Here is a 24,533-nt window from a genome sequence, read left to right as displayed (position 1 = left end):
CTACGCGCTCAATCAACACTCTATTATTATCAACTCACCAAAATAAGCAGCTGCAAATAATTATGTTTGCCACTGATTAACTTCACCTGCAGACATATAAATACCTATCAATAATCCCACCCATTCTTGCCAAATATTGGCGAAGAAAGATATTGCACAATCATAAATGACATAACCTTGCCAAGGAGTCAGGTCATGAAAAGTAAACTAACGCCACTGGTCATCGCGCTCACCATAGCACTATCTGGCTGTGACAGTGATTCGACCACCAGTTCTGACAACGCTCGTCCGACACCTGATAAATCACTCATCCAGTATATAAACCCATTTATCGGTACCGGTGCTGATGGCCACACCTTCCCTGGAGCCGTCTACCCGGGTGGACTAGTGCAGCTATCCCCAGATACAGAGATGGAGGGTTGGGGCTCTGCCGCAGGTTATTTTGACCATGGCAAGCTATCGGATATTCCAGTTTATGGCTTCTCTCATACCCATTTGTCAGGCACTGGCATCACCGATCTCGGTGATATTCTCGTTTTGCCGTTTACCGATAAAAATAACACTACTTACAACACGTTTGATAAATCCAATGAGCAAGCTGAGGCGGGCTACTACTCGGTCATTCTTAACAACGGAAAAATCAAGGCAGAGTTAACAACGTCAGCTCGGGTCGGATATCATAAATATACCTTCCCCAAAGGCAGCACGCCCTCAATTAAACTCGACCTTGATCACACACTGAATAAGAGCTGGGGCAATCGCACCACTATTGGCGATATCGAGTTTATCGATGAATATACCATTCGCGGCAAGCGCAGTTCGGATGGCTGGGCCAACAACCAGCACATCTATTTCTACGCAAAATTCAGCCAGCCAGTGGTCAAGGCCAGCGTCGTTGTCGATGACGTAACAACCGAAGCGACCTTGAAACAGGATGCATTCAGGGGAACTAAAACCATCGCCTATCTGACTTTCAGTCCCAGTGAACAACCGCTCGAACTGAAGGTCGGGATCTCCCCAACCGGAGTAGAAGGGGCACAAAAAAACCTGGAAACCGAGGTGCCTGGCTGGGGCTTTGATAATCTGGTCGCCCAAAACCAGCAAGCGTGGCAAAACGAGCTCGCAAAGGTACAGATAAGCGGCGGAACCCGGGATCAAAAAGAGATTTTCTACACCGCCATGTACCACTCCCAGATTGCCCCGATGATTTTCCAGGATGTGGATGGCAAGTACCGTGCAATGCGCACTCAGGAGATCAAGGATGCCGGAGCCATCCCCAACTACTCCGTCTACTCCATGTGGGACACTTTCCGGGCACAGCATCCGCTGCAAACCATCATCAACCCTCGTAAAGCCGAGGAGTATGTCAACGACCTGATCCGCAAGTACAAGGATGGTGGCATTTTGCCCAAGTGGGAGCTGCACGGCCATTACACCGGCACCATGATTGGCTTTCCTGCCATCTCCATCATTGCGGATGCCATGGTCAAGGGGATGAATGTCGATGCCCAGGAGGCTCTGGAAGCCGCCGAGTATACCGCCCGCTATCACAAGAAAGAGGAGTTCCCGGACTGGACCGAAGATCAGAACATAGGCGCGGCCAGCATTGCCCAGCTCGAGGTATACGAGCAGAACGGCTATGTGCATTGGGGATACTGGAATTCCACCTCCTATACTCTGGAGTTTGCTTACGGCGACTGGGCACTCTCGGAAATCGCCCGTATGGCCGGCAACAACAAGGTTCAGCAGGAGTTTCTCAAACGCTCGGACAACTACCTGAACCATTGGGATGCCAAAACCGGCTTCTTCCGCCCCAAAAACCACCCTGACAGCTGGAACCCGCATCGCCCGGCCAGCCAGTTCAATCAACCCGTTGATGAGAACTCTCCTGACTGCAAGCTGGAAATGGTCAACAAGCCGGATGGTACCAGCGTCGAGATGCGCGTCTGCCCGCTACTGCCATTTGATCCCTACTATGTGGACGAGTTTGCCTACACCGAGGGCAACAGCTGGCAATGGAAATTCCAGCCGCTGCACGCATTCAAGTGGCTCAAGGCGGAAGTGGGTGGAGAAAAGGGTCTTCGCGAGGATCTCGATGAACTGTTCAACGCACGCTCATCCAATAGCGGTGAAGCGCTGCCTGACCTGACCGGCTACATCGGTCAATACATGCATGGCAATGAACCCTCCCACCATATCCCCTACCTCTACAACATGACCGATGAACCGTGGAAAACGCAGGAGTATCTGGATCGGATCATGAACGAGTTTTACACCACCAAGCCAACAGGCCTTATTGGCAACGAAGACGTGGGACAAATGTCTGCCTGGTACATCATGTCGGCCATGGGGTTCTATCAGGTGACTCCTGCCTCCCCGCACTACAGCATCGGCCGCCCACTGTTCGACGAGGTGACGATTGCAGTGAAAGATGGGCTCTTCAGGATCACCGCAGACAACAACAGCCCTCACAACAAGTATGTGAAATCTGTGACCATCAACGGCAAACCACTATCGGGGGATCTCACCTTTGAGCACAGCGAGATCAGGGCCGGAGGGGAGTTGCACTTTGTCATGACAGGCGACAAGAGAGAGGCAATGACCCGACTCTAACCGTCCGCATAAATGAAAAATGCCGCGTAACAACGCGGCATTTTTATTGGCTGACACAGAGCCCCTGAAGGGCCCTGTCATCCATTCACTCAGACGGCCTGCTGCAGGATCACTGCATCGGCCTTCTTGGTGTAGGAGGCGATCTCGTTGAAGTTGAGGTAGCGGTAAGTATCTGCCGCGGTGGCATCGAGCGCCTTGGCGTATTGCAGGTACTCTGCCACGGTCGGGATCTTGCCGAGGATGGCGGCCACCGCAGCCAGCTCTGCAGAGGCCAGGTAGACGTTGGCACCTTTACCCAGACGGTTCGGGAAGTTACGGGTGGAGGTAGAGACCACCGAGGCCCCTTCCGCAACCCGCGCCTGGTTACCCATGCAGAGAGAACAACCCGGGATCTCGATGCGGGCACCGACGCGACCAAAAATGCCGTAGTAGCCCTCTTCGGTCAGCTGATCCTTGTCCATCTTGGTGGGCGGCGCGATCCACATGCGGGTCGGCAGCTCACCCTGATACTTCTCGAGCAGTTTGCCGGCTGCGCGGAAGTGGCCGATGTTGGTCATGCAGGAACCGATGAACACCTCGTCTATCTTGTCGCCAGCCACGTCGCTCAGCAGACGGGCATCGTCCGGATCGTTCGGCGCACAGAGGATCGGCTCCTTGATGGAGGCCAGATCGATCTCGATGATTTCGGCGTACTCGGCATCCTTGTCCGCTTCCAGCAGGGTCGGGTTAGCCAGCCACTCTTCCATCCCCTTGATACGACGGGTAATGGTGCGCACGTCGCCGTAGCCTTCGGAGAGCATCCATTTCAGCATCACGATGTTGGACTTCAGATACTCGATGATCGGCTCTTTATCCAGCTTGATGGTGCAACCGGCCGCGGAACGCTCGGCGCTGGCATCAGCCAGCTCGAACGCCTGCTCCACCTTCAGGGTCGGCAGACCTTCAATCTCGAGGATGCGGCCGGAGAAGATGTTCTTCTTGCCCGCTTTCTCGACGGTCAGCAGCCCTTTCTGAATGGCGGCGTAGGGGATGGCATGAACCAGATCACGCAGGGTGATGCCCGGTTGCAGCTCGCCCTTGAAGCGCACCAGCACAGATTCCGGCATGTCCAGCGGCATCACGCCGGTTGCGGCGGCGAAAGCCACCAGACCGGAGCCCGCCGGGAAGGAGATACCGATGGGGAAACGGGTGTGGGAGTCACCACCGGTACCCACGGTATCCGGCAGCAGCATGCGGTTCAGCCAGGAGTGGATGACGCCGTCACCCGGACGCAAGCTCACACCGCCGCGGTTCATGATGAAGTCCGGCAAGGTGTGGTGAGTCTGCACGTCGATGGGCTTCGGATAGGCCGCGGTGTGGCAGAAGGACTGCATGGTCAGGTCGGCGGAGAAGCCGAGGCAGGCCAGATCTTTGAGCTCGTCGCGGGTCATCGGGCCCGTGGTGTCCTGAGAGCCGACCGTGGTCATCTTGGGCTCGCAGTAGGTACCGGGGCGAATGCCCTGCACGCCGCACGCCTTGCCCACCATCTTCTGGGCCAGGGTGAAGCCTTTGCCAGTATCGGCCACCGGCTGCGGGCGACGGAATACGGTGGAGAACGGCAGACCCAGCGCCTCGCGGGCCTTGTCGGTCAGGCCGCGACCGATGATCAGCGGGATACGGCCACCGGCGCGCACTTCGTCGATCAGCACGTCGGTTTTCAGTTCAAACTGCGCCAGCACCTGCTCGGTACCGTGCTTGCAGATCTTGCCGGCAAACGGGTAGATGTCGATCACATCGCCCATCTCCAGCTTGGAGACATCTACTTCAATGGGCAGGGCGCCGGCATCTTCCATGGTGTTGAAGAAGATCGGGGCAATCTTGCCACCCAGACAGACACCGCCTGCGCGCTTGTTCGGCACAAACGGAATGTCATCGCCCATAAACCACAGCACCGAGTTGGTGGCGGATTTACGGGAAGAGCCGGTACCGACCACGTCACCCACATAGGCCAGCGGGAAGCCCTTCTCTTTCAGGGCATCGATGGTCTTGATGGGGCCGACGGCGCCATCCTTGTCGGGGGTAATGCCGGGGCGGGCGTTTTTCAGCATCGCCAGAGCGTGCAGCGGAATATCCGGGCGGGACCAGGCATCCGGCGCCGGAGATAGGTCGTCGGTGTTGGTTTCGCCGGTCACCTTGAACACGGTGACGGTGATCTTCTCGGCCAGCTCCGGGCGCGAGAGGAACCACTCGGCATCAGCCCAGGATTGCATCACCTGCTTGGCGTGGGCATTGCCCGCCTTGGCCTTCTCTTCCACATCGTGGAAGGAGTCAAACATCAGCAGGGTGTGGGAGAGCCCCTTGGCGGCAAGCGGGGCCAAAGTCGCATCGTCCAGCAGGTCGATCAGCGGCTGAATGTTGTAACCACCCTGCATGGTGCCCAGCAGTTCAACGGCTTGCGCGGCGGTCAGGATGGGAGAGTGGGCTTCGCCCTTGGCGACTGCGGTGAGGAAACCGGCTTTGACATAGGCCGCTTCATCAACACCGGGGGGAATACGGGAGGACAACAGCTCTTTCAGAAAATCTTCTTCACCAGCGGGCGGGTTCTTGAGCAGTTCGACCAGGGCGGCGACCTGCTCTGCATCCAGAGGTTTGGCAACCACGCCCTCGGCGGCACGTTCTGCGACGTGTTTACGGTATGTTTCAAGCACGACTAATTCCTCTTTGGTCTTTTTTTGGGGTTCGCCCAGGCTCGCGGCGATCGTCCTTGCGGGACACCCCGTAGGGTGCTCCCCACTATATAAGTTTTAACGACTAATTAAAATCCAAACCCTGTTTACTTATTCACCACAAAATCGTAACCAATTAAACATACTGGTATTTTTTGAAAATTAATTGGCCAGCACCAACCAGAGTTAACAAATTGGCATCAATTCGGCATTATTCGAACGTACTGCCCAATTGCAGATAGAAGACGTCATTGCCCCCCTCCGCCATGCCGTAGCCGAGGAACACCGGGCCGAGGAAGCTCTCCACCCCGACATACACAGAACCGGCGGTAAACGAGCTCTCCAGACTAATATCCGCCCCCTTGTTCCAGACGCCGCCCTGCTCCAGAGATCCACCGAGATAGAGCGGCACCTTGAGGGCGCCGAAGTCGTTGTCTGCCACCCGATAGATGTAGCGCAGGCCGCCAAACAGGCTATAACGACCGCTCAGCTGGTAGCGCTGGAAACCGGAGAGGTGGAACAGCCCACCCAGATCCTGGATATAGAGCGGAATGCTCTCTTCACTGCCCGAGCCACCACCATCGAGGATCAGGTTGAGACTGTGTCTGTCCCAGGACCAGGGTTTGACCATGGAGAGACGATAGTTCCACCCCTCGCTACGGGAGGCCTGGAAGCCATCCCCATCCAGATTGACGTGGGAGTAGCCCATCTTTACATCCCATTTGACCCCCTGGTAGGGGAAATAGCTGCTGTCCAGGGTGTCGTGTTCGAAGCGGGCATAGGGCCCCCATGCCGTGGCATCCCCTTGCAACTCTTTGACGTTTTTGATCTCGATACTGCCTGTCTGCCCTTCCAGCCCCATCGACAGGCGACTCCAGGGCTGACGATTCCAGCCTACCGCCAGATCGGCGCTGAAGAAGGAGTACTCGGCATCGAGATAGGTGAACAACGGATCGTCCGGATCCGGGTTGAAGAGGCTTCTCTGGGTCTGGTCATAGGCCAGGCTCGCCTCGCCATAGAAGGTCTGGGAGGGTTCCAGCGGGGTATAGAAGTCGGTCTTGATATGCTTGGCCGTGCCAAGCGACGCCTCGGTCAACCACTCGGCTCCCCAGTCATTGACGTTGGTGAGGGTATAGGACATGCCAACGTTGTAGTTGGAGGTGTTCTCGAAGTCGTCGGAGAAGCCGAACTGAAAGTTGAGGTAGCCCGGCCCCCAGTTCTTCTCGCTGGCATCCACCACCAGCACGTTCTCCCCGTCGCGCTCCTCCACCTCATAGGTGATGCGGTCGAAGGACTCCAGCGCATAGAGCCGGCGAATACCCGCCTCCAGGCTCTCGTTGGTCTGGATCTTGTCCGGCCGCACTTTCAGCATGGCGCGCACCGTCTCGTCGGAGAGGCGCGACTTGTTGATGATCTCCACCTTGTCGATGAAGTAGGCGGGCTGACCGCTGCGCTCGGCACGGCGGCTCAGCTTCTGGTTGCGATAGGCGTTGTACTGCGCCTTGGTGAGCGACAACCGGTCGAGTTGCAGCGACGCCTTGTCCGCCGCCGCCTCACCCAACTTGATCCCCTCCGGCATCCGGGTAAAGTCAGCGATCCCCATATCGCCAAACTCGGGGGCGAGCAGAATATCTTTGGGCCCCATCAGCGCCTTCTGCTTGTCGGTGCCGACCTGGGTCATATAGGTAGTGAGTTGATCAATCATGGCCAACCCTGACTTGAGGGATTCACGGGTGCGCAACTTGGCGCTGATATCCACCGCGATCACCACGTCGGCCCCCATCGCCTTGGCGACATCCACCGGCATGTTGTTGACGCTGCCGCCATCCGCCAGGATGTGGCCCTCCCACTCCACCGGCTTGAGCGCGCCGGGGATCGACATGGAAGCCTGCATCGCCTTGGCCAGACTACCGTGAGCCAGCACGAAAGGCGTCACCGTCTCCATGTCGGTCGCCATGGCGCGGTAGGGGATCGGCAGATCGTCGAAACTCGCCTGAACCGGCAGGTTGGAGGTGGCCCCCCGCAGCAGGCTGGCCATGGATTGGCCCTGGAAGAAACCGTCCGGTAGTTGGGTGGTGTCGCCATTCACCCCGATGTCGGTGCGCAGCTGATACTGCTCGTTCTGCTGCTTCTTGCGCAGCGACAGCTCGTCACGACCGACCTTGTCCTGATACCCCTTGTTCCAGTCGATGGCGAGCGTCATGCGCTCCACCTCCTCGGCACTGAGCCCCATGGCGTACATCCCCGCCACATAGGAGCCCATGCTGGTACCGACGATGATGTCGACCGGGATCCGTTTCTGCTCCAGCACCTTGAGAATGCCGATATGGGCCGCCCCCTTGGCGCCGCCGCCGCTGAGCACCACCGCAATTTTCGGGCGATCCCCTGCTGCCGCCATGGCCAGCAGCGGGCAGGCCGCCAGCATCACCAAAAGCAGACGGGTCCATCCCGCACCTAAGCTGCGCATCATATTTTCCATATTATTCAGAGGGTCAGTCACCAAGGATGGCCTCTACTATAAGGGGCCGGGCAGTTAGCGCAACCGGCAATCCGCATCCCGAATGGCCTGCACGCCGGAGGAGCGAGCCACCGCCGCTGTGAGCGCAAACGTAATCTGCAAATAAAGGGTCACCAGCCTCATGGGCGGGGCTGCGCTGCCGCTAATATGAGAGTCGTCAATCCTCAACCTTTTGAGCACCTTTATGCTGGCAACCCTCACGCTTAAACAGAAAATACTGGCTACGGTCACCCTGGCGGTGGTCGTCTCCTGCCTGCTGGTGGGCTACTTCAGTCAACGCTCGGCCCAGCAGCTGATTGAAAACCGGATGTTCGAACAGGAGCTGCCCAACCTGACCCAACGGATCAGCAAGGAGATCGAGCAGGATCTCCACGGTATCGCCCAGGCAGCCCGTCAACTGGCCACCGACCGCTTCATTCTCGACTGGGTGGATCGGGGCATGCCCAAAGAACAGGAGCCGATCCTCATCAACCAGCTCAAGGATGTGGCCAACCAGTATGGTCTGGTGACCGCCTCCTTCGCCGATCGCCAGAGCGCCGCCTACTACAACCAGGATGGCTTCCTGCGCAACCTGACCCCGACGCAGGATGCCTGGTTCTATGACTACACCAAGAGCCAGAAGGAGATGACCCTCAGCATCTTCCGCGAGAGCAACGGCGAGGTGAAGCTGTTCGTCAACTTCCAGCAGCTCAACGGTCGCGGGCTGGCGGGCTTTGCCAAATCCCTCGATACCATGGTGACCATGGTCGCCAACTTCCGGCTGGAAGAGAGCGGCATCGTCTTCATGGTCGATGGCAGCGGCAAGGTGAAGCTGCACCCCGAGGCCAACCGCATCGAACGCGATACGCTGGGCGGCATCGCCAGCGGTGATACCGGCAGCCTGCTGGCCAAACGCCCCTTTGCCGTTATCAACGCCGAAGTCAATGGCGAGCCTATGGTACTGGCCAGCAGCTATATCCCGTTGCTCGACTGGTATCTGGTGGCCCAGGTGCCGCAAGCCGAGATCTATGCCGAGCTGGATCAGACCCGCAACGAGATCCTGATGATCTCGCTGGTGATTGCGCTGGCCATGGGACTGATGGGGATGCTGCTGGCTGGCTCGGTCAGTCGTCCGCTCAACGAGCTGGCTCGCCTGTTCAAGGAGCTGGGCAGCGGCGATGGGGATCTCACCCAGCGCCTCAAGGTGGAGGGGCGTGACGAACTGAGTCAGGTCGCCACCGGCTTCAACAACTTCGTCGCCAAGATCCACGGCTCCATCGAACAGGTGGCAGAGAACTCCCGCCAGCTCGCCGACACCGCCAACGAGGTGGCCAACAAGGCGCAACTGACCCAGCACAACTGTACCGCCCAGCGTGACCGCACCGTGCAGGTGGCTACCGCCATCCACGAGATGGGTGCCACGGTGAGCGAGATCGCCGGTAACGCTTCGCTGGCAGCCGAAGTTGCCCGACAGGCCAACGATCAGGCCGATGCGGGGGCTGTGGTGGTGGCGCAGGCGCGCCACGGCATCGTCGGCCTCTCCGGCGAGATTGAGCAGGTGGCCGGGGTCATCGAGTCGCTGGCAAGCCAGACCGACTCCATCGGCAGCATCCTCGAAACCATCCGCAGCATCTCGGAGCAGACCAACCTGCTGGCACTGAACGCCGCTATCGAGGCCGCTCGCGCCGGTGAACAGGGTCGCGGCTTCGCCGTGGTGGCGGATGAGGTGCGCAATCTGGCCAACCGCTCAGCCGCCTCGACCGCCGAAATTCAGGGGATGATCAACCGCTTGCAGGAGCAGAGTGCCCGCGCAGTCAGCGCCATGGCGCAGGGGCGCAACCAGAGTCTGGAGGTGGTGAACCAGGCTGACGAGGCCAACGCCGCCCTCGGCCAGATCACCGCCCACATCACCCAGATCAACGACATGAACATCCAGGTCGCCACCGCTACCGAGGAGCAGTCGAGCGTGGTCGGCGAGATCAACCGCAACGTGGAAGATATCAACCAGCTCACCATGGAGACCGCCGATATCGCCCACCAGCTGACCGAGTCCAGTCGCAGCCTGCAGCAGCTCTCCGGTCAACTCGACAAGCTGGTCGGCAACTTCCGTCTGTAGTCTGTCATCCCACTTATGAAGACTCACCAGAGGGCGCTGCGGCGCCCTCTGTCATAGCCACGGCAAACGGTGACGCACGGCCATTCAAACGCCGTTATGCGGCTCTCGAAATGCCTCATAATCAGGGAAATATGAGGAGGAGTTATGGGCAAGCTGATCGTAATGATATTGCTGGGGGGCGTGCTCAGCGCCTGCAGCAGCGGGCCGGTACGGGTACACGGGGCGGATGTCAGCGTGGACGATACCCGGATCCGGGTCAGTGACGGCAGTGGTGGCTATGGCACCTTCTGCCCGCCGGGGCAGGCCAAGAAGGGGCGCTGCTAACCGGGCTCAGAAGGCCAGATAGCAAAAAGCCGCTCATTCGAGCGGCTTTTTTATCCAAGCGGGGAAGAAAATTACTTTTTCTTCTTGGCCTTGGCGTTCGGCAGGTCGGTGATGGAGCCTTCGAACACTTCGGCAGCCAGACCCACAGACTCGTGCAGAGTCGGGTGAGCGTGGATGGTCAGCGCGATATCTTCGGCGTCAGCACCCATCTCGATGGCCAGACCGATTTCACCCAGCAGTTCACCGCCGTTGGTACCCACGATGGCACCACCGATGACGCGGCCGCTCTCCTTGTCGAAGATCAGCTTGGTCATGCCGTCAGAACAGTCGGAAGCGATGGCGCGACCGGAAGCAGCCCACGGGAAGGTGGCGACTTCGAAGTTCAGACCTTGTTGCTTGGCCTCTTTCTCGGTCAGACCGACCCATGCCATCTCTGGCTCGGTGTAGGCGATGGACGGGATCACTTTCGGGTCGAAGTAGTGCTTCTTGCCCGCGATCACTTCGGCGGCAACGTGACCTTCGTGAACACCTTTGTGCGCCAGCATCGGCTGACCCACGATGTCACCGATGGCGTGGATGTGCGCCACGTTGGTACGCAGCTGCTTGTCCACCTCGATGAAACCGCGCTCGGTCACGGCAACGCCAGCCTTCTCGGCATCCAGCATCTTGCCGTTTGGCACACGACCTACGGCAACCAGCACGTTGTCGTAACGAACCGGCTCGGCCGGGGCGTGCTTGCCTTCGTAGGAGACGTACAGGCCGTCTTCACGGGCTTCAACTGCGGTGACCTTGGTCTCCAGCATGATGTTGAATTTCTTGGCCACACGCTTGGTGTAGATCTTGACGATGTCTTTGTCGGCAGCCGGAACCAGCTGGTCGGCAAATTCCACCACGTCGATCTCGGAACCCAGAGAGGAGTAAACGGTACCCATCTCCAGCCCGATGATGCCGCCACCGATAACCAGCAGTTTGCCGGGAACGGTTGTCAGCTCCAGCGCATCGGTAGAGTCCCATACGCGCGGGTCATCGTGGGGGATAAACGGCAGCTTCACCGGACGGGAACCGGCGGCGATGATGGCGTTGTCGAAGGTAACGGTGGTCTTGCCCTCGTCGTCGGTCACTTCCAGGGTGTTCGGGCCGGTAAATTTACCGAAGCCGTTAACAACCTGAACTTTACGCATCTTGGCCATGCCAGCCAGACCGCCGGTCAGCTGGTTGATAACCTTCTCTTTCCACAGACGGATCTTGTCGATGTCGGTCTTGGGTTCGCCGAAGACGATGCCGTGCTCGGCCAGCGCCTTGGCTTCTTCAATCACTTTGGCAACGTGCAGCAGCGCCTTGGAGGGGATGCAGCCCACGTTCAGGCAGACGCCACCCAGGGTGGAGTAACGCTCGACGATAATAGTATCCAGACCCAGATCGGCTGCACGGAAAGCAGCGGAATAACCGGCAGGGCCAGCACCCAGTACTACGACCTGGGTTTTGATTTCTTTACTCATCATGACCTCTTTGTCGTTCTTATATCCCCGGACAGCGCAGTCTTATGCCTTCTTTTCGTTGTAAAACAAGGCGGCTGCAGCCGTGAAAAAACGGGGCAAGTTTACGATCATGTTAATGAAATGAGAAGTAAAAAGGGCAGGCTCTGGGCCCGCCCTCTCACTTACAGGACCAGTCGACGAATGTCGGACAGCACGCCGTTCATGGTGGTGATGAAGCGAGCCCCATCGGCACCATCGATCACGCGGTGGTCGTAGCTCAGAGCCAGCGGCAGCATCAGGCGCGGCGCGAACTCTTTGCCGTTCCACTTCGGCTTCATCTCGGACTTGGAGACACCGAGGATGGCCACTTCCGGCGCGTTGACGATCGGGGTAAAGCTGGTACCGCCGATGCCACCCAGACTGGAGATGGTGAAGCAACCGCCCTGCATGTCGGCAGCGGTCAGCTTGCCGGCACGAGCCTTCTTGGAGATCTCGGCCAGATCGCGAGACAGCTCCATGATGCCCTTCTTGTTAACATCGCGCACTACGGGCACAACCAGACCGTTGGGGGTATCCACCGCCACACCGATGTGGATGTACTTCTTCATGATCAGCTTGCTGCCATCTTCGGACAGGGAGCTGCAGAAGCGCGGGTGAGCTTCCAGCGCCTTGGCGGCAGCTTTCAGGATGAACACCAGCGGGGTGATCTTCACGTCCGACTTCTGCTTCTCGAGCATCGCGTTCTGCTCTTTGCGGAACGCTTCCAGCTCGGTGGTATCGGCTTCGTCGAACTGGGTGACATGGGGGATCATGACCCAGTTGCGGTGCAGGTTCGGACCGGAGATCTTCTGGATGCGGGTCAGATCGACCTCTTCCACATCACCGAACTTGCTGAAATCGACCTTCGGCCACGCCAGCACGCTCATGCCGTTGCCAGTACCGGTGCCAGCAGCCGGAGCAGACTCGGCGCGCTTGATGGCATCCTTCACGTAGGCTTGCACGTCTTCTTTGACGATGCGGCCCTTGCGACCGGAGGCTTTCACCTTGGCCAGATTGACGCCGAACTCGCGCGCCAGACGGCGTACTGCCGGGGAAGCGTGCACGTAAGCGTCGTTGGCAACGAAATCGGTCGCAGCGGCAGCAGCCTGGGCAACCGGAGCCGGAGCAGCGGCAACAGGGGCTGCAGCAACCGGAGCGGCAGCTTGTGCAACCGGCGCGGCGGCAGGAGCAGCGCCAGCCACTTCGAAGACCATGATCAGGGAACCGGTGGAGACCTTGTCACCCGCCTTCACCTTGATCTCTTTGACCACACCGGCGAACGGCGCAGGCACTTCCATGGAGGCCTTGTCACCTTCCACGGCGATCAGGGACTGATCGGCTTCAACCTTGTCACCCACGGCAACCATGATCTCGGTGACTTCCACTTCGTCACCACCGATATCCGGTACGTTGACCTCTTTGGCAGCAGCGGCAACCGGGGCAGCAGCCACGGGAGCTGCGGCCTGGGCCGGAGCAGCAACAGCAGCAGACGCAGCGCCAGCCACTTCAAACACCATCACCAGAGAGCCGGTAGAGACCTTGGCACCAGCGGCCACCTTGATCTCGACTACGCGGCCTGCGAACGGTGCCGGTACTTCCATGGAGGCCTTGTCACCTTCCACGGCAATGATGGACTGGTCAGCTTCTACCATGTCGCCCACGGCAACCATGATTTCAGTCACGTCCACTTCGTCGTCACCGATGTCAGGCACGTGCACATCTTTGCGCACGGCAGCGGCAGGTGCGGCGGCCGGAGCAGCAGCAACAGGAGCGGCCACTTCTGCAGGAGCAGCAGCGCCTTCGGCTTCGAAGATCATGATCTGGGAACCGGTGGCAACCTTGTCGCCCACCTTGATCAGGATCTCTTTGACGATACCGGCAGACGGGGCCGGTACTTCCATGGAGGCCTTGTCGCCTTCTACCGCGATGATGGACTGGTCCAGCTCGACCTTGTCACCCACGGCCACCATGATCTCGGTGACTTCAACTTCATCGGCGCCGATATCCGGCACCATAATCTGTTTGGACATTGTGCTTTATCCTCTTGCGTGCATCCGCGTGACCGACTGCTGTCACGCGTCTCTCGCGTTAACCTTTGCAAGGTCGTGCCGGGCAGCGAGTCCCGGCACGACACTTGATCCTCTTACGCGTACAGCGGGTTGACCTTGTCGGCATCGATGCCGTACTTGGCAATGGCGTCGGCCACAACCTGCTTGTCAATTTCGCCGCGCTTGGCCAGTTCGGTCAGGGCAGCAACCACCACGTAGAATTCGTTCACTTCGAAGTGACGACGCAGGTTGGCACGGCTGTCGGAACGGCCGTAACCATCGGTACCCAGCACACGGTAGTTCTCGGTCGGAACGAAGGCGCGAACCTGATCGGCGAAGGACTTCATGTAGTCGGTCGCAGCGATGGTGGCTTCGGAACCCAGTACCTGAGCGATGTAGGGAACACGCGCCTCAGAGGTCGGGTGCAGCATGTTCCAGCGATCCGCGTCCTGACCGTCACGGGCCAGCTCGTTGAAGGAGGTGACGCTGAACACATCGGAACCGATGCCGTACTCGCTGGCCAGGATCTGGGCGGCAGTACGCACGTGACCCAGGATGGAACCACAACCCAGCAGCTGAACTTTCGCCTTGGCACCGGCTACGGATTCCAGCTTGTAGATACCCTTGCGGATGCCTTCCTCGGCGCCTTCCGGCATGGCCGGCATGGCGTAGTTTTCGTTCAGAGTGGTGATGTAGTAGAACACGTTCTCCGGGTTCTCACCGTACATGCGGCGCAGGCCGTCCTGTACGATCACCGCCACTTCATAGGCGTAGGACGGGTCGTAGGAGATGCAGTTCGGGATGGTGTTCGCCAGGATGTGGCTGTGACCATCTTCGTGCTGCAGACCTTCGCCGTTCAGGGTAGTACGACCGGAGGTCGCACCCAGCAGGAAGCCACGGGCTTGCTGGTCACCGGCTGCCCACGCCATGTCGCCGATCCGCTGGAAGCCGAACATGGAGTAGTAGATGTAGAACGGGATCATCGGGCAGTCGTTGGTGCTGTAAGAGGTCGCAGCAGCCAGCCAGGAGGACATGGCGCCCAGCTCGTTGATACCGTCTTGCAGAACCTGACCCTGCTTGTCTTCCTTGTAGTAGGAGACGATGTCGCGGTCTTGCGGGGTGTACTGCTGACCGTGCGGGCTGTAGATACCGATCTGGCGGAACAGACCTTCCATACCGAAGGTACGGGCTTCGTCAGCGAGGATCGGAACGATGCGCTTGCCGATGGACTTGTCTTTCAGCATCACGTTCAGGGAACGCACGAACGCCATGGTGGTGGAGATTTCGCGCGCCTGCTCACCCAGCAGCGGACCGAAGGCATCCAGTGCCGGGATTTCCAGCTTGGTGGTGCTTTCGCGCAGACGGGTCGGCAGATAGCCTTTCAGGGCGGCGCGACGGTCGTGCAGGTATTTGTGCTCGGCAGAACCGGCTTCGATCTTCAGGTAAGGCAGATCGGCCAGCTGCTCGTCGGCCACCGGCAGGTTGAAGCGGTCACGCAGGTGACGCACGGAGTCCAGCTCCATCTTCTTGACCTGGTGAGCGATGTTCTTGCCTTCAGCCGCTTCACCCATGCCGTAACCCTTGATGGTCTTGGCCAGAATAACGGTCGGCTTGCCCTTGGTCTGGGTCGCCTTGTTGAACGCAGCGAACAGTTTGCGAGGATCGTGACCACCGCGGTTCAGGGCGAAAATTTCCTCGTCGGTCATATCTTTGACCAGCGCGGCAGTTTCCGGATAACGGTTGAAGAAGTGCTCGCGGATGTAGCCACCGTCGCGGGACTTCATGGTCTGGTAGTCACCGTCCACGGTCTCGTTCATCAGCTGGATCAGCTTGCCGGAGGTGTCTTTCTTCAGCAGCTCATCCCACTTGCGACCCCAGATGACCTTGGTGACATCCCAGCCGGCGCCAGCGAACAGGCCTTCCAGCTCGTTGATGACCTTGCCGTTACCGACAACCGGACCATCCAGACGCTGCAGGTTGCAGTTGACCACGAACACCAGGTTGTCGAGCTTTTCACGCACGGCAACGGTCAGGGCACCCTTGGCTTCCGGCTCGTCCATCTCGCCGTCACCCAGGAAGGCGTAAACGGTCTGCTCGGAGCAATCCTTGATGCCACGGTCGGTCAGGTACTTCAGGAAGCGAGCCTGATAGATGGCGGCGATGGGGCCCAGACCCATGGAGACGGTCGGGAACTGCCAGAAGTCCGGCATCAGTTTCGGGTGCGGATAGGAAGGGATACCCTTGCCGTCCACTTCCTGACGGAAGTTGTCCAGCTGCTCTTCGGTCAGACGACCTTCAGCAAAGGCACGAGCATAGATGCCCGGGGAGATGTGACCCTGGAAGTAAACCAGGTCACCACCATCCTTCTCGTTGCGAGCACGGAAGAAGTGGTTGAAGCAGACATCATAGATGGTCGCAGAAGAAGCGAAGGAAGACATGTGACCACCCAGGTCCAGGTCTTTCTTGGACGCGCGCAGCACGATCATCATGGCGTTCCAGCGGATGATGGCGCGAATGCGGCGTTCCATCTCCAGGTCACCCGGGTAGTCCGGCTCGTCGCTGGACGGGATGGTGTTGATGTAATCGCGATTTGCCTTGGCAGCCACGTCCACACCGCTTACGCGGGCTTTCTCGGCCAACTGTTCAAGGATGAACTGAGCGCGTTGCGGACCCTCTTCACGCAGCAGGGATTCCAGAGAGGCAAGCCACTCCAGCGTTTCTATCGGGTCCACATCGTTCTTCAGGATATCAGACATGGCTGGTTCCTATGTTGTTGTGATTGCACGGCATTGCACGGCGAAGGGCGCAAGCATTCGACAATAAAGCCTTGTGGGATTAGTTTTCCTGCTGACGGATCCGACGCATGGATCGCTGGATCCGGCTGTCTTCCCTCTGCATATCCAACAAGGTGTCCTCGATAAAGGCCAGATGCTCATGACAAGCTGTTCTGGCCCGCTCCGGAGCCCCCGAAAGAATAGCCTCGATCAGATTCGCGCGATGGCGACGTATCTTGGCTACCACTCCCGGGCGGCGATTCAAAATCTCGTTATTCTGCAGAATGTTCTGTTCGAGCATCGGGCTCATGGCCCGCAGCAGGTGCAGCAGCACCACGTTGTGGGAGGCCTCGGCCACCGCCAGATAGAACTGGGTCACGGCTGCCGACTCGGCCACCAGCGAGCCCAGCTGGCCCGCCTCTTCGATGGTGGTTTGCACCTGACGAATGCGCTCGAAATCAGACCCGGTTCCCCGCAAGGCCGCGTAGTAGGCACAGATGCCTTCCAGCGCGTGGCGAAACTCCAGCAGGTCATACTGGGCTTCCGGGTGGGTACTGAGCAGTTCGAACAGAGGATCGGCCATCCCCTTGCTCAGGGCATTCTGCACATAAGTGCCGCCGCCCTGACGGCGATAAAGCAATCCGCGCGCTTCCAGTCGCTGGATGGCTTCGCGCAAGGAGGGGCGCGATACCTGAAACTGGATGGCGAGTTCCCGCTCGGGAGGCAATTTCTGCCCCGGTTGCAGGCTGCCTTCCAGAATCATCTGTTCCAGCTCGGCGACAATGGAGTCGGCCAACTTGGGTTGCGTAATCTTGCGATAGGGCATGGGGCTACTTTGTTAAATTGGTATTACCAATTTCATGGATGGGGCGAAAATTAGCAGAGCCCTTTTGAAAAGTCCACCCAAAAGATGATCTGAGTCAAGAATCACCCCCACCACTTAAGGGGTAAAACAGGGCAAACATGATTTAGCTCATAGAAAATGGTCTGACCAATATTCTTGACCTCGCTCACAAATAACATTTGCGCAACCAGAGACAAAAATGGCCTGCCAGATAGGCAAGCCATTGATTTTAAAATCCAAACTAAATTTGAATATTTACTTTAGCTGTTTAGTAATTGCCGGTAGTAATCCCACTGAAAACTGGCTCCGGGATCCGTCTTGCGCCCTGGCGCGATATCGCAATGGCCGACAATTTTTTCGTGGGTAATCGACGGATAGCGCTCCGATATGGCTCGGGTGAGCCCCGCCAGCGCCCGGTATTGAGCCTCGGTATAGGGGGTTTCGTCGGTCCCTTCCAGCTCGATGCCAATGGAGAAGTCATTGCATGCCTCCCTTCCCAGCCAGCTCGATACTCCCGCATGCCAGGCACGCTCGCCGAACGGCACATACTGCACCAGCTCGCCATCACGGCGGATCAGGCAGTGGGCCGAGACCCGCAGCTGATGGATACCGGCAAAATAGGGGTGAGCCTCCGGGTCGAGTCGTCCCATAAAGAGATCGTCGATAAAGGGACCGCCAAACTCCCCCGGCGGCAGGCTGATGCCATGCACCACCAGCAGGGAGATATCATCCGGCACGGCCCGCTCGTTGTGATGGGGAGAGGGCACCCGGCGCGCCTGCTGGCACCAGCCAGCGGCATCGATAGAGAAACAAGGTTGCGAAGCGAGTTGAGTCATCGGCTACTCGAGTTGGCTGATAAATGGCGAGACAACGAAGATACCTGATAGGCAACCCGACACCAACTCACTGAATCAAAGGGAAATGGTATGTTAGGCTGAGTCATCTTCCGCTCGATATGGATGGGGTATGCAGCACACGGCACGCTGGATGTGGTTACTGGCCTGGCTCTCTTTGATGGGCCTGCTGACCCTCTATTTTCACTCCCGCAACCAACCAAGCGTCACCGCCAGCGGCGAGCTGTTGCTGCGAGCCGACCAGAGCGGCCACTATCGTCTGGAGGGTGCCATCAACGGCCAGCCGGTGCAACTGCTGCTCGATACCGGCGCCACCCGTATCACCATCCCGCAGCAGGTTGCCGAGCGCCTCGGCCTAACCGCTTATGGCAGCAGCCAGGTCAATACCGCCGCGGGGCAGATCCGGGTCGGCAACGGCACCATCGAAACGCTGGCGATGGGGCCATTGACCTTGTACGATCTGGCCATCTTTATCAATCCGGCGGCAGACGGTGAAGAAGTGCTGGTTGGCATGAACGCCCTCGGTCGGCTGGAGCTGGTTCAAAAGGAGCGGCAACTGCTGCTCAGACCCTTGCAGGAATAAGGCATGTTTCAACAGGATGTCAGCCGCGCCGTGCGCGCCGCACTACTCGAAGATCTGGGCGATGCCCTCACCACGCTGGACCAACCGGACGCCAGCGCCGATATCACCGCCCAGCTGATCCCGGCCGACCGGATGGCCTGCGCCCGGGTCATCACCCGTGAGGCCGGTGTGTTCTGTGGTCAGCCCTGGGTGGATGAAGTCTTCGCCCAGCTCGGCGGCGACGTGAAGGTGGAGTGGAAGGTACAGGATGGGGAAGTGCTCTCCCCCAATCAGGAGCTGTTCCGCCTCCATGGCCCTGCCCGCCTGCTGCTGACCGGCGAGCGCAATGCCCTGAACTTTGTCCAGACCCTATCCGGCGTCGCCACCCTCACCGCTCGCTATGTGGCTGAACTGGAAGGCACTGACTGCCGCCTGCTCGACACTCGCAAGACCATACCGGGGCTTCGCACCGCCCAGAAGTACGCAGTCACCTGTGGCGGCGGCAAGAATCACCGCATCGGCCTCTACGACGCTTACCTCATCAAGGAGAACCATATCCTCGCCTGTGGCGGCATTGCCGAGGCAATTAGCGAGGCTCGTCATCTCAATCCGGGCAAACCGGTAGAGGTAGAAGTCGAAACGCTGGCAGAGCTGGAACAGGCGCTGGCGGCAAAGGCCGATATCGTGATGCTGGACAACTTCGACGTGACCATGATGCGGGAAGCGGTCACCATCAATCAGGGCCGCGCCAAGCTCGAAGTCTCCGGCAATGTGACGCTGGACACCTTGGCCGAGTTTGCCGCCACCGGCGTCGATTTTATCTCTGTCGGGGCGCTGACCAAGCATGTACGGGCGCTCGATCTCTCCATGCGCTTTATCCAGCAGTGAGATTCACCCCGCAGGCCTGAGCAATTACTCGACCTAACCGGATAAACAACTTGCAAAAGGCGCCATGGGCGCCTTTTCTTTATGCAGGATCCCTCAGCAAAGGAGTGTAATGACGGACCCGCTTTCACCCGTAACAAAGAGTCATAAGAGGCCACTTATTTTATGACTCGCATCAAGTTTTTGGTAAATGACATGAAAGTGGTTAACAAAGGCAGCAATCTCTGTTGCCACCCCTGACAGCTCGGATAAGATACTGACGTGCGGATGATTTTCCACCGACACTTCCCAGGAACCAAGGATAAAAGGATATTTTCCATGAAGAGCGAAATGAAGAAACAATCGGGTTTTACCCTTATTGAACTGATGATCGTGGTCGCAATCGTGGCCATTTTGGCGGCGGTAGCACTGCCGGCATACCAGAACTACACCAAAAAAGCAGCTTTTACGGAAGTTGTCATGGCTACCGGTTCAGCAAAAACAGCTGTTGAAATTTGCGGACAAGCAAAGGCAAACACGACCAATTTTAAGACTAAGTGTGTTGGCGGTAGCAATGGCGTACCAACCAATATCGCGGCCGCTAGTTCAGCTTCGAATAACTTCATCTCAATTACAACTGAGGGTGGCACCGGTAATGATGAAATTGTAATCAAGGCAACAGTTGAAACAGGGGCCGCCTCACTTCTGACTGTGGGTGAAAAAGTAGAATTACAAGGCAAGCTGCTGGACTCAGGCAAAGTCACATGGACGACTGTCTGCACCCCGGCAGAGCGCTGCTAGTACCCAATGACCTCTAGCCCTAATAGCGGCCTGGCGTTAAGCCTGGCCGCCTCTTCATTGATCAGTGAAGAGGACTCCCAGCGCTATCTGAGCCAGGCCAAGGCCCAGCGCAAACCCTTTGTGACATTTCTGATAGAGAACGAGATCCTCGACAGCAAGGCGCTCGCCGATTTCTGCGAGCTGGAGTATGGGGTACCTCTGCTGGATCTTGCCGCCTTCGATTTGGCCGAGATCCCGCAGAAGTTCCTCAATCAAAAGCTGATCGACAAGCACCACGTCCTGCCCATCTACACCCAGGGCCACACCCTCTATATCGCCATGTCGGATCCGACCAATGTGTCGGCACTGGAGGATTTCGGCTTCAGCTTCGGGCTCCATACCGAGGCACTGCTGGTAGAGGAGAACAAGCTCACCGCCGCCATAGCCAAGCTGCTGGAGAACGAGAGCGACGCCCTCGGCATGGAGGATATCGACGAATCCGAGATTTCGGATCTCGAGGTCTCCGACGAGAACAGTCGGTTGGACGAGAGCGTCAATACCGCCGATGACGATGCCCCCATCGTCAAGTACATCAACAAAATCCTGATGGATGCCATCAAGCGCGGCGCCTCCGACCTGCACTTCGAGCCCTATGAGTTCAAGTATCGGGTTCGCTTTCGCATCGATGGCATTCTGCATGAAATTGCCACACCGCCGGTCAATCTCTCCAACCGCTTCTCCGCCCGCCTTAAGGTGATGGCGCGGCTCGATATCGCCGAGCGGCGGCTGCCGCAGGATGGCCGCATCAAGCTGAAGCTGTCGCGCAACAAGTCGATGGATATGCGGGTCAACACCCTGCCCACCATGTGGGGGGAGAAGATCGTGATCCGTCTGCTCGACTCCTCGGCGGCGCGGCTCAATATCGAACAACTCGGCTTTGATGACCGGCAGAAGGCGCAATACCTGCGCGCCCTCTCCAAGCCGCAGGGGATGATCTTGGTGACCGGCCCCACCGGCTCGGGTAAAACCGTCTCGCTCTATACCGGCCTCAATATTCTCAATACCACCGAGGTGAACATCTCAACCGCCGAAGATCCGGTAGAGATCAACCTGCCCGGCGTCAATCAGGTGCAGGTCAATCCCAAGGCGGGGCTCACCTTCGCCAGCGCCCTGCGCTCCTTCTTGCGGCAAGACCCGGATGTGGTGATGGTGGGGGAGATCCGTGATCTCGAAACCGCCGAAATCGCCATCAAGGCAGCACAGACCGGGCACCTGGTGCTCTCCACCCTGCACACCAACTCCGCCGCCGAGACCTTGACCCGGATGATGAACATGGGGGTGCCGGCCTTCAACATCGCCTCCTCGGTGACCCTGATCATGGCCCAGCGGCTGGCCCGTAAACTGTGCGACCACTGCAAGGCGCCGGAGGTGGTGCCGGAAGCCGAACTACTGGAGCTGGGCTTTACCCCGCAACAGCTGGCGGCCGGCTTGCGACTGTTCAAACCGGTCGGTTGCAAGGAGTGTTCCGGCGGCTACAAGGGGCGAGTCGGCATCTACGAGATCATGCTGATGTCGGAGAACATCGCCAAATTGATCATGCAGGGGGCCAACTCGCTGCAAATCGCGGCGATTGCCCAAAAAGAGGGGATGCGTACCCTGCGTACCTCGGGGCTGGAGAAGGCCCGACTCGGGGTCACAAGTCTGGCCGAGGTCAACCGGGTCACCACCAACTAATTCGCGTGGCGAAACAGTCGCCGCTAACACTCGGTGCGTAGGTTCGATTAGCGTGGCGTAATCGGACGTTTGTGTCATAAGGGCTGGCGCCCGACCCAATTGCAGGATGCAAAGATGGCAACCCTAACCAAGAAGAACAATGCCCCCAAAAAAGTCTTCGCCTTCCGCTGGCACGGGGTAAACCGCAAGGGGCAGAAGGTCTCCGGCGAGCTACAGGCCGACAGCATCAACACTGTCAAGGCCGAGCTGCGCAAGCAGGGGGTCAACGTCACCAAGGTGGCCAAGAAGTCCCAGGGGCTCTTCTCCAAGGGCGGCGCCAAGATCAAACCGATGGATATCGCCATCGTCTCCCGCCAGATCACCACCATGCTTTCCGCTGGCGTACCACTGGTGCAGAGCCTGCAGATCATCGCCCGCAGCCACGAGAAAGCCTCGATGCGCGAGCTGATGGGGCAGATTGCCGCCGATGTGGAGACCGGCACCCCCATGTCGGAGGCGCTGCGCCGTCATCCCCGCTACTTTGACGATCTCTACTGCGATCTGGTGGAAGCCGGTGAGCAATCCGGTGCGCTGGAGACCATCTACGACCGCATCGCCACCTATCGGGAAAAGTCGGAGGCGCTCAAGTCGAAGATCAAGAAGGCGATGTTCTACCCCACCATGGTCATTCTGGTGGCCATCGTGGTGACCTCCATCCTGCTGCTATTCGTCATTCCGCAGTTCGAGGATATCTTCAAAAGCTTCGGCGCCGAGCTGCCGGTGTTCACCCAGTTTGTCATCGGCATCTCCCGCTTTATGCAGAACTGGTGGTATGTCTTCTTTGGCGGCACGGCCCTTGGCATCTTCCTCTATGTACGGGCTTGGCGCGCCTCCCAGAAGGTAAGAGACAACACCGACAAGTTTGTACTCACCATTCCGGTGGTCGGGATGATCCTGCACAAGGCGGCGATGGCCCGCTTTGCCCGCACTCTGTCGACCACCTTCTCCGCTGGTATCCCGCTGGTGGATGCGCTGATTTCGGCTGCTGGGGCCTCCGGCAACTATGTCTATCGCACCGCGGTAATGGCCATCCGCAACGAGGTGGTGGCAGGTATGCAGATCAACGTGGCGATGCGCACCGTCGATCTCTTCCCCGACATGGTGATCCAGATGGTGATGATCGGTGAGGAGTCCGGTGCCATCGATGATATGCTCTCCAAGGTCGCCACCATTTTCGAACAGGAGGTGGATGATCTGGTCGATGGCCTCACCAGCCTGCTGGAACCCCTCATCATGGTGGTACTCGGGGTGCTGGTCGGCGGCATGGTTATCGCCATGTACCTGCCCATCTTCAAGCTTGGCGACGTGGTAGGCTGATTCATCAGGGCATGGCACCACCGCCATGCCCTCCCCCTCATTTAATGACTGACGGTTGGTTATGACACTTCTTCTCGAGCTGGCTCACGGCTTGCCCTGGCTCTACTTCTCGCTGGTTTTTCTCTTCTCCCTGATGATCGGCAGCTTCCTCAACGTCGTGATCCATCGCCTGCCCATCATGCTGGAGCGGGAGTGGCAGGCCGAGTATCGCAGCTACTTCGCCCCCGATGAGGAGGCCACTGCGCCAGAGCGCTACAACCTGATGGTTCCGCGCTCCGCATGCCCTCACTGTGGTCACGCCATCACTGCGCTGGAGAACATCCCGCTGCTGAGCTGGCTCTGGCTCAAAGGGCGTTGCCGCGACTGTCAGGCACCGATCTCGGCCCGCTATCCGCTGGTGGAACTGCTGACCGCCCTGCTCTCGGTAGCTGTTGCTATGGTGATTACACCAGGATGGAGCACGCTGGCCGCCCTGCTGCTCACCTGGATACTGGTTGCCCTCACCTTTATCGATCTCGACAAGATGTTGTTGCCAGACCAGCTCACCTTGCCACTGCTGTGGGGCGGGCTGCTGTTCAATCTGGCAGGTGGTTTCGTGCCGCTGGCTGATGCCGTGATTGGCGCCATGGCGGGCTATCTGGTGCTCTGGAGCCTCTACTGGGCCTTCAAGTTGCTCACAGGCAAGGAGGGGATGGGCTATGGCGACTTCAAGCTGCTGGCAGCCCTCGGCGCCTGGCTCGGTTGGCAGGCGCTGCCCATTATTCTGCTGCTCTCATCCCTGGTCGGCGCTGTGATCGGCATCAGCCTGATCGCCTTGCACAAACACCATCAGGGCAAGCCCATCCCCTTCGGCCCCTACCTCGCTATCGCGGGCTGGATCGCCCTGTTGTGGGGCGATACCATCACCCGCTGGTATCTCTCTACCCTGCTTTGAGCAAGAGGCCC

Annotated in this window: 16 protein-coding genes; 9 read left to right on the top strand and 7 right to left on the bottom strand. The window is 58.6% G+C overall.

Annotated features, from left to right (window positions below):
- Nucleotides 1-195: 195 nt before the first annotated feature.
- Nucleotides 196-2,613: a GH92 family glycosyl hydrolase gene (locus PG888_RS00730; protein WP_111806496.1), complete on the top strand. Its 2,418-nt coding sequence runs from the start codon at nucleotides 196-198 to the stop codon at nucleotides 2,611-2,613.
- An 89-nt stretch (nucleotides 2,614-2,702) separates the two neighbouring features.
- Here PG888_RS00730 and acnB read toward each other — a convergent pair whose 3' ends face one another.
- A complete protein-coding gene (gene acnB / locus PG888_RS00725; protein WP_270692496.1) occupies nucleotides 2,703-5,300 on the bottom strand; it encodes a bifunctional aconitate hydratase 2/2-methylisocitrate dehydratase in 2,598 nt (865 codons plus the stop codon).
- A gap of 229 nt (nucleotides 5,301-5,529) precedes the next feature.
- The gene (locus PG888_RS00720) at nucleotides 5,530-7,785 is read right to left on the bottom strand and encodes a patatin-like phospholipase family protein (RefSeq protein WP_270692499.1); all 2,256 of its coding nucleotides are present in this window, start codon (nucleotides 7,783-7,785) and stop codon (nucleotides 5,530-5,532) included.
- 235 nt (nucleotides 7,786-8,020) lie between these two features.
- On the opposite strand from PG888_RS00720, the gene PG888_RS00715 reads away from it, so the two are divergent.
- Both PG888_RS00715 and PG888_RS00710 read left to right on the top strand, forming a co-directional pair.
- Entirely contained in the window at nucleotides 8,021-9,931 is a 1,911-nt protein-coding gene (locus tag PG888_RS00715; RefSeq protein ID WP_139406705.1) for a methyl-accepting chemotaxis protein, read from the top strand.
- 144 nt (nucleotides 9,932-10,075) lie between these two features.
- On the top strand, nucleotides 10,076-10,255 hold the full coding sequence (locus PG888_RS00710; RefSeq protein WP_042655691.1) for a hypothetical protein: 180 nt from the start codon (nucleotides 10,076-10,078) through the stop codon (nucleotides 10,253-10,255).
- A gap of 71 nt (nucleotides 10,256-10,326) precedes the next feature.
- On the opposite strand, the gene lpdA is transcribed toward PG888_RS00710, so the two are convergent.
- From lpdA to ampD, 5 genes are all read right to left on the bottom strand, one after another.
- Nucleotides 10,327-11,754 (bottom strand): dihydrolipoyl dehydrogenase, encoded by a 1,428-nt coding sequence (gene lpdA, locus PG888_RS00705; protein WP_270692501.1) that lies wholly within the window; start codon nucleotides 11,752-11,754, stop codon nucleotides 10,327-10,329.
- Nucleotides 11,755-11,915: 161 nt separating this feature from the next.
- Complete coding sequence (gene aceF, locus PG888_RS00700) at nucleotides 11,916-13,802, bottom strand: pyruvate dehydrogenase complex dihydrolipoyllysine-residue acetyltransferase (protein ID WP_270692502.1); 1,887 nt, start codon at nucleotides 13,800-13,802, stop codon at nucleotides 11,916-11,918.
- A gap of 113 nt (nucleotides 13,803-13,915) precedes the next feature.
- The gene (gene aceE / locus PG888_RS00695; protein ID WP_042655688.1) at nucleotides 13,916-16,576 is read right to left on the bottom strand and encodes a pyruvate dehydrogenase (acetyl-transferring), homodimeric type; all 2,661 of its coding nucleotides are present in this window, start codon (nucleotides 16,574-16,576) and stop codon (nucleotides 13,916-13,918) included.
- A 79-nt stretch (nucleotides 16,577-16,655) separates the two neighbouring features.
- On the bottom strand, nucleotides 16,656-17,420 hold the full coding sequence (pdhR, locus tag PG888_RS00690) for a pyruvate dehydrogenase complex transcriptional repressor PdhR (RefSeq protein WP_270692503.1): 765 nt from the start codon (nucleotides 17,418-17,420) through the stop codon (nucleotides 16,656-16,658).
- A gap of 278 nt (nucleotides 17,421-17,698) precedes the next feature.
- The gene (ampD, locus tag PG888_RS00685; RefSeq protein ID WP_270692504.1) at nucleotides 17,699-18,274 is read right to left on the bottom strand and encodes a 1,6-anhydro-N-acetylmuramyl-L-alanine amidase AmpD; all 576 of its coding nucleotides are present in this window, start codon (nucleotides 18,272-18,274) and stop codon (nucleotides 17,699-17,701) included.
- Between the two features lie 130 nt (nucleotides 18,275-18,404).
- On the opposite strand from ampD, the gene PG888_RS00680 reads away from it, so the two are divergent.
- The 6 genes from PG888_RS00680 to PG888_RS00655 all read left to right on the top strand — a co-directional run bounded on the left by PG888_RS00680 (nucleotide 18,405) and on the right by PG888_RS00655 (nucleotide 24,522).
- Nucleotides 18,405-18,875 (top strand): retropepsin-like aspartic protease family protein, encoded by a 471-nt coding sequence (locus PG888_RS00680; protein WP_270692505.1) that lies wholly within the window; start codon nucleotides 18,405-18,407, stop codon nucleotides 18,873-18,875.
- A gap of 3 nt (nucleotides 18,876-18,878) precedes the next feature.
- Entirely contained in the window at nucleotides 18,879-19,742 is an 864-nt protein-coding gene (nadC, locus tag PG888_RS00675) for a carboxylating nicotinate-nucleotide diphosphorylase (protein ID WP_270692506.1), read from the top strand.
- Between the two features lie 327 nt (nucleotides 19,743-20,069).
- Nucleotides 20,070-20,519 (top strand): pilin, encoded by a 450-nt coding sequence (locus PG888_RS00670; protein ID WP_270692584.1) that lies wholly within the window; start codon nucleotides 20,070-20,072, stop codon nucleotides 20,517-20,519.
- Between the two features lie 6 nt (nucleotides 20,520-20,525).
- On the top strand, nucleotides 20,526-22,232 hold the full coding sequence (gene tapB, locus PG888_RS00665) for a PilB family type IVa pilus assembly ATPase TapB (RefSeq protein ID WP_270692507.1): 1,707 nt from the start codon (nucleotides 20,526-20,528) through the stop codon (nucleotides 22,230-22,232).
- A gap of 114 nt (nucleotides 22,233-22,346) precedes the next feature.
- Nucleotides 22,347-23,588 carry a type II secretion system F family protein gene (locus tag PG888_RS00660; RefSeq protein ID WP_234662611.1) on the top strand — a complete coding sequence of 414 codons (1,242 nt, stop codon included), beginning with the start codon at nucleotides 22,347-22,349 and terminating at the stop codon, nucleotides 23,586-23,588.
- Nucleotides 23,589-23,649: 61 nt separating this feature from the next.
- The gene (locus tag PG888_RS00655) at nucleotides 23,650-24,522 is read left to right on the top strand and encodes a prepilin peptidase (RefSeq protein ID WP_270692509.1); all 873 of its coding nucleotides are present in this window, start codon (nucleotides 23,650-23,652) and stop codon (nucleotides 24,520-24,522) included.
- Nucleotides 24,523-24,533: the final 11 nt, after the last annotated feature.

Source organism: Aeromonas sp. QDB23, assembly GCF_027707745.1.
In the GTDB taxonomy this organism is placed as follows: Bacteria; Pseudomonadota; Gammaproteobacteria; order Enterobacterales; family Aeromonadaceae; genus Aeromonas; species Aeromonas allosaccharophila.
The sequence above is the reverse complement of the archived record's forward strand: the minus strand, read 5'-3'. Positions and strand labels throughout refer to the sequence as shown.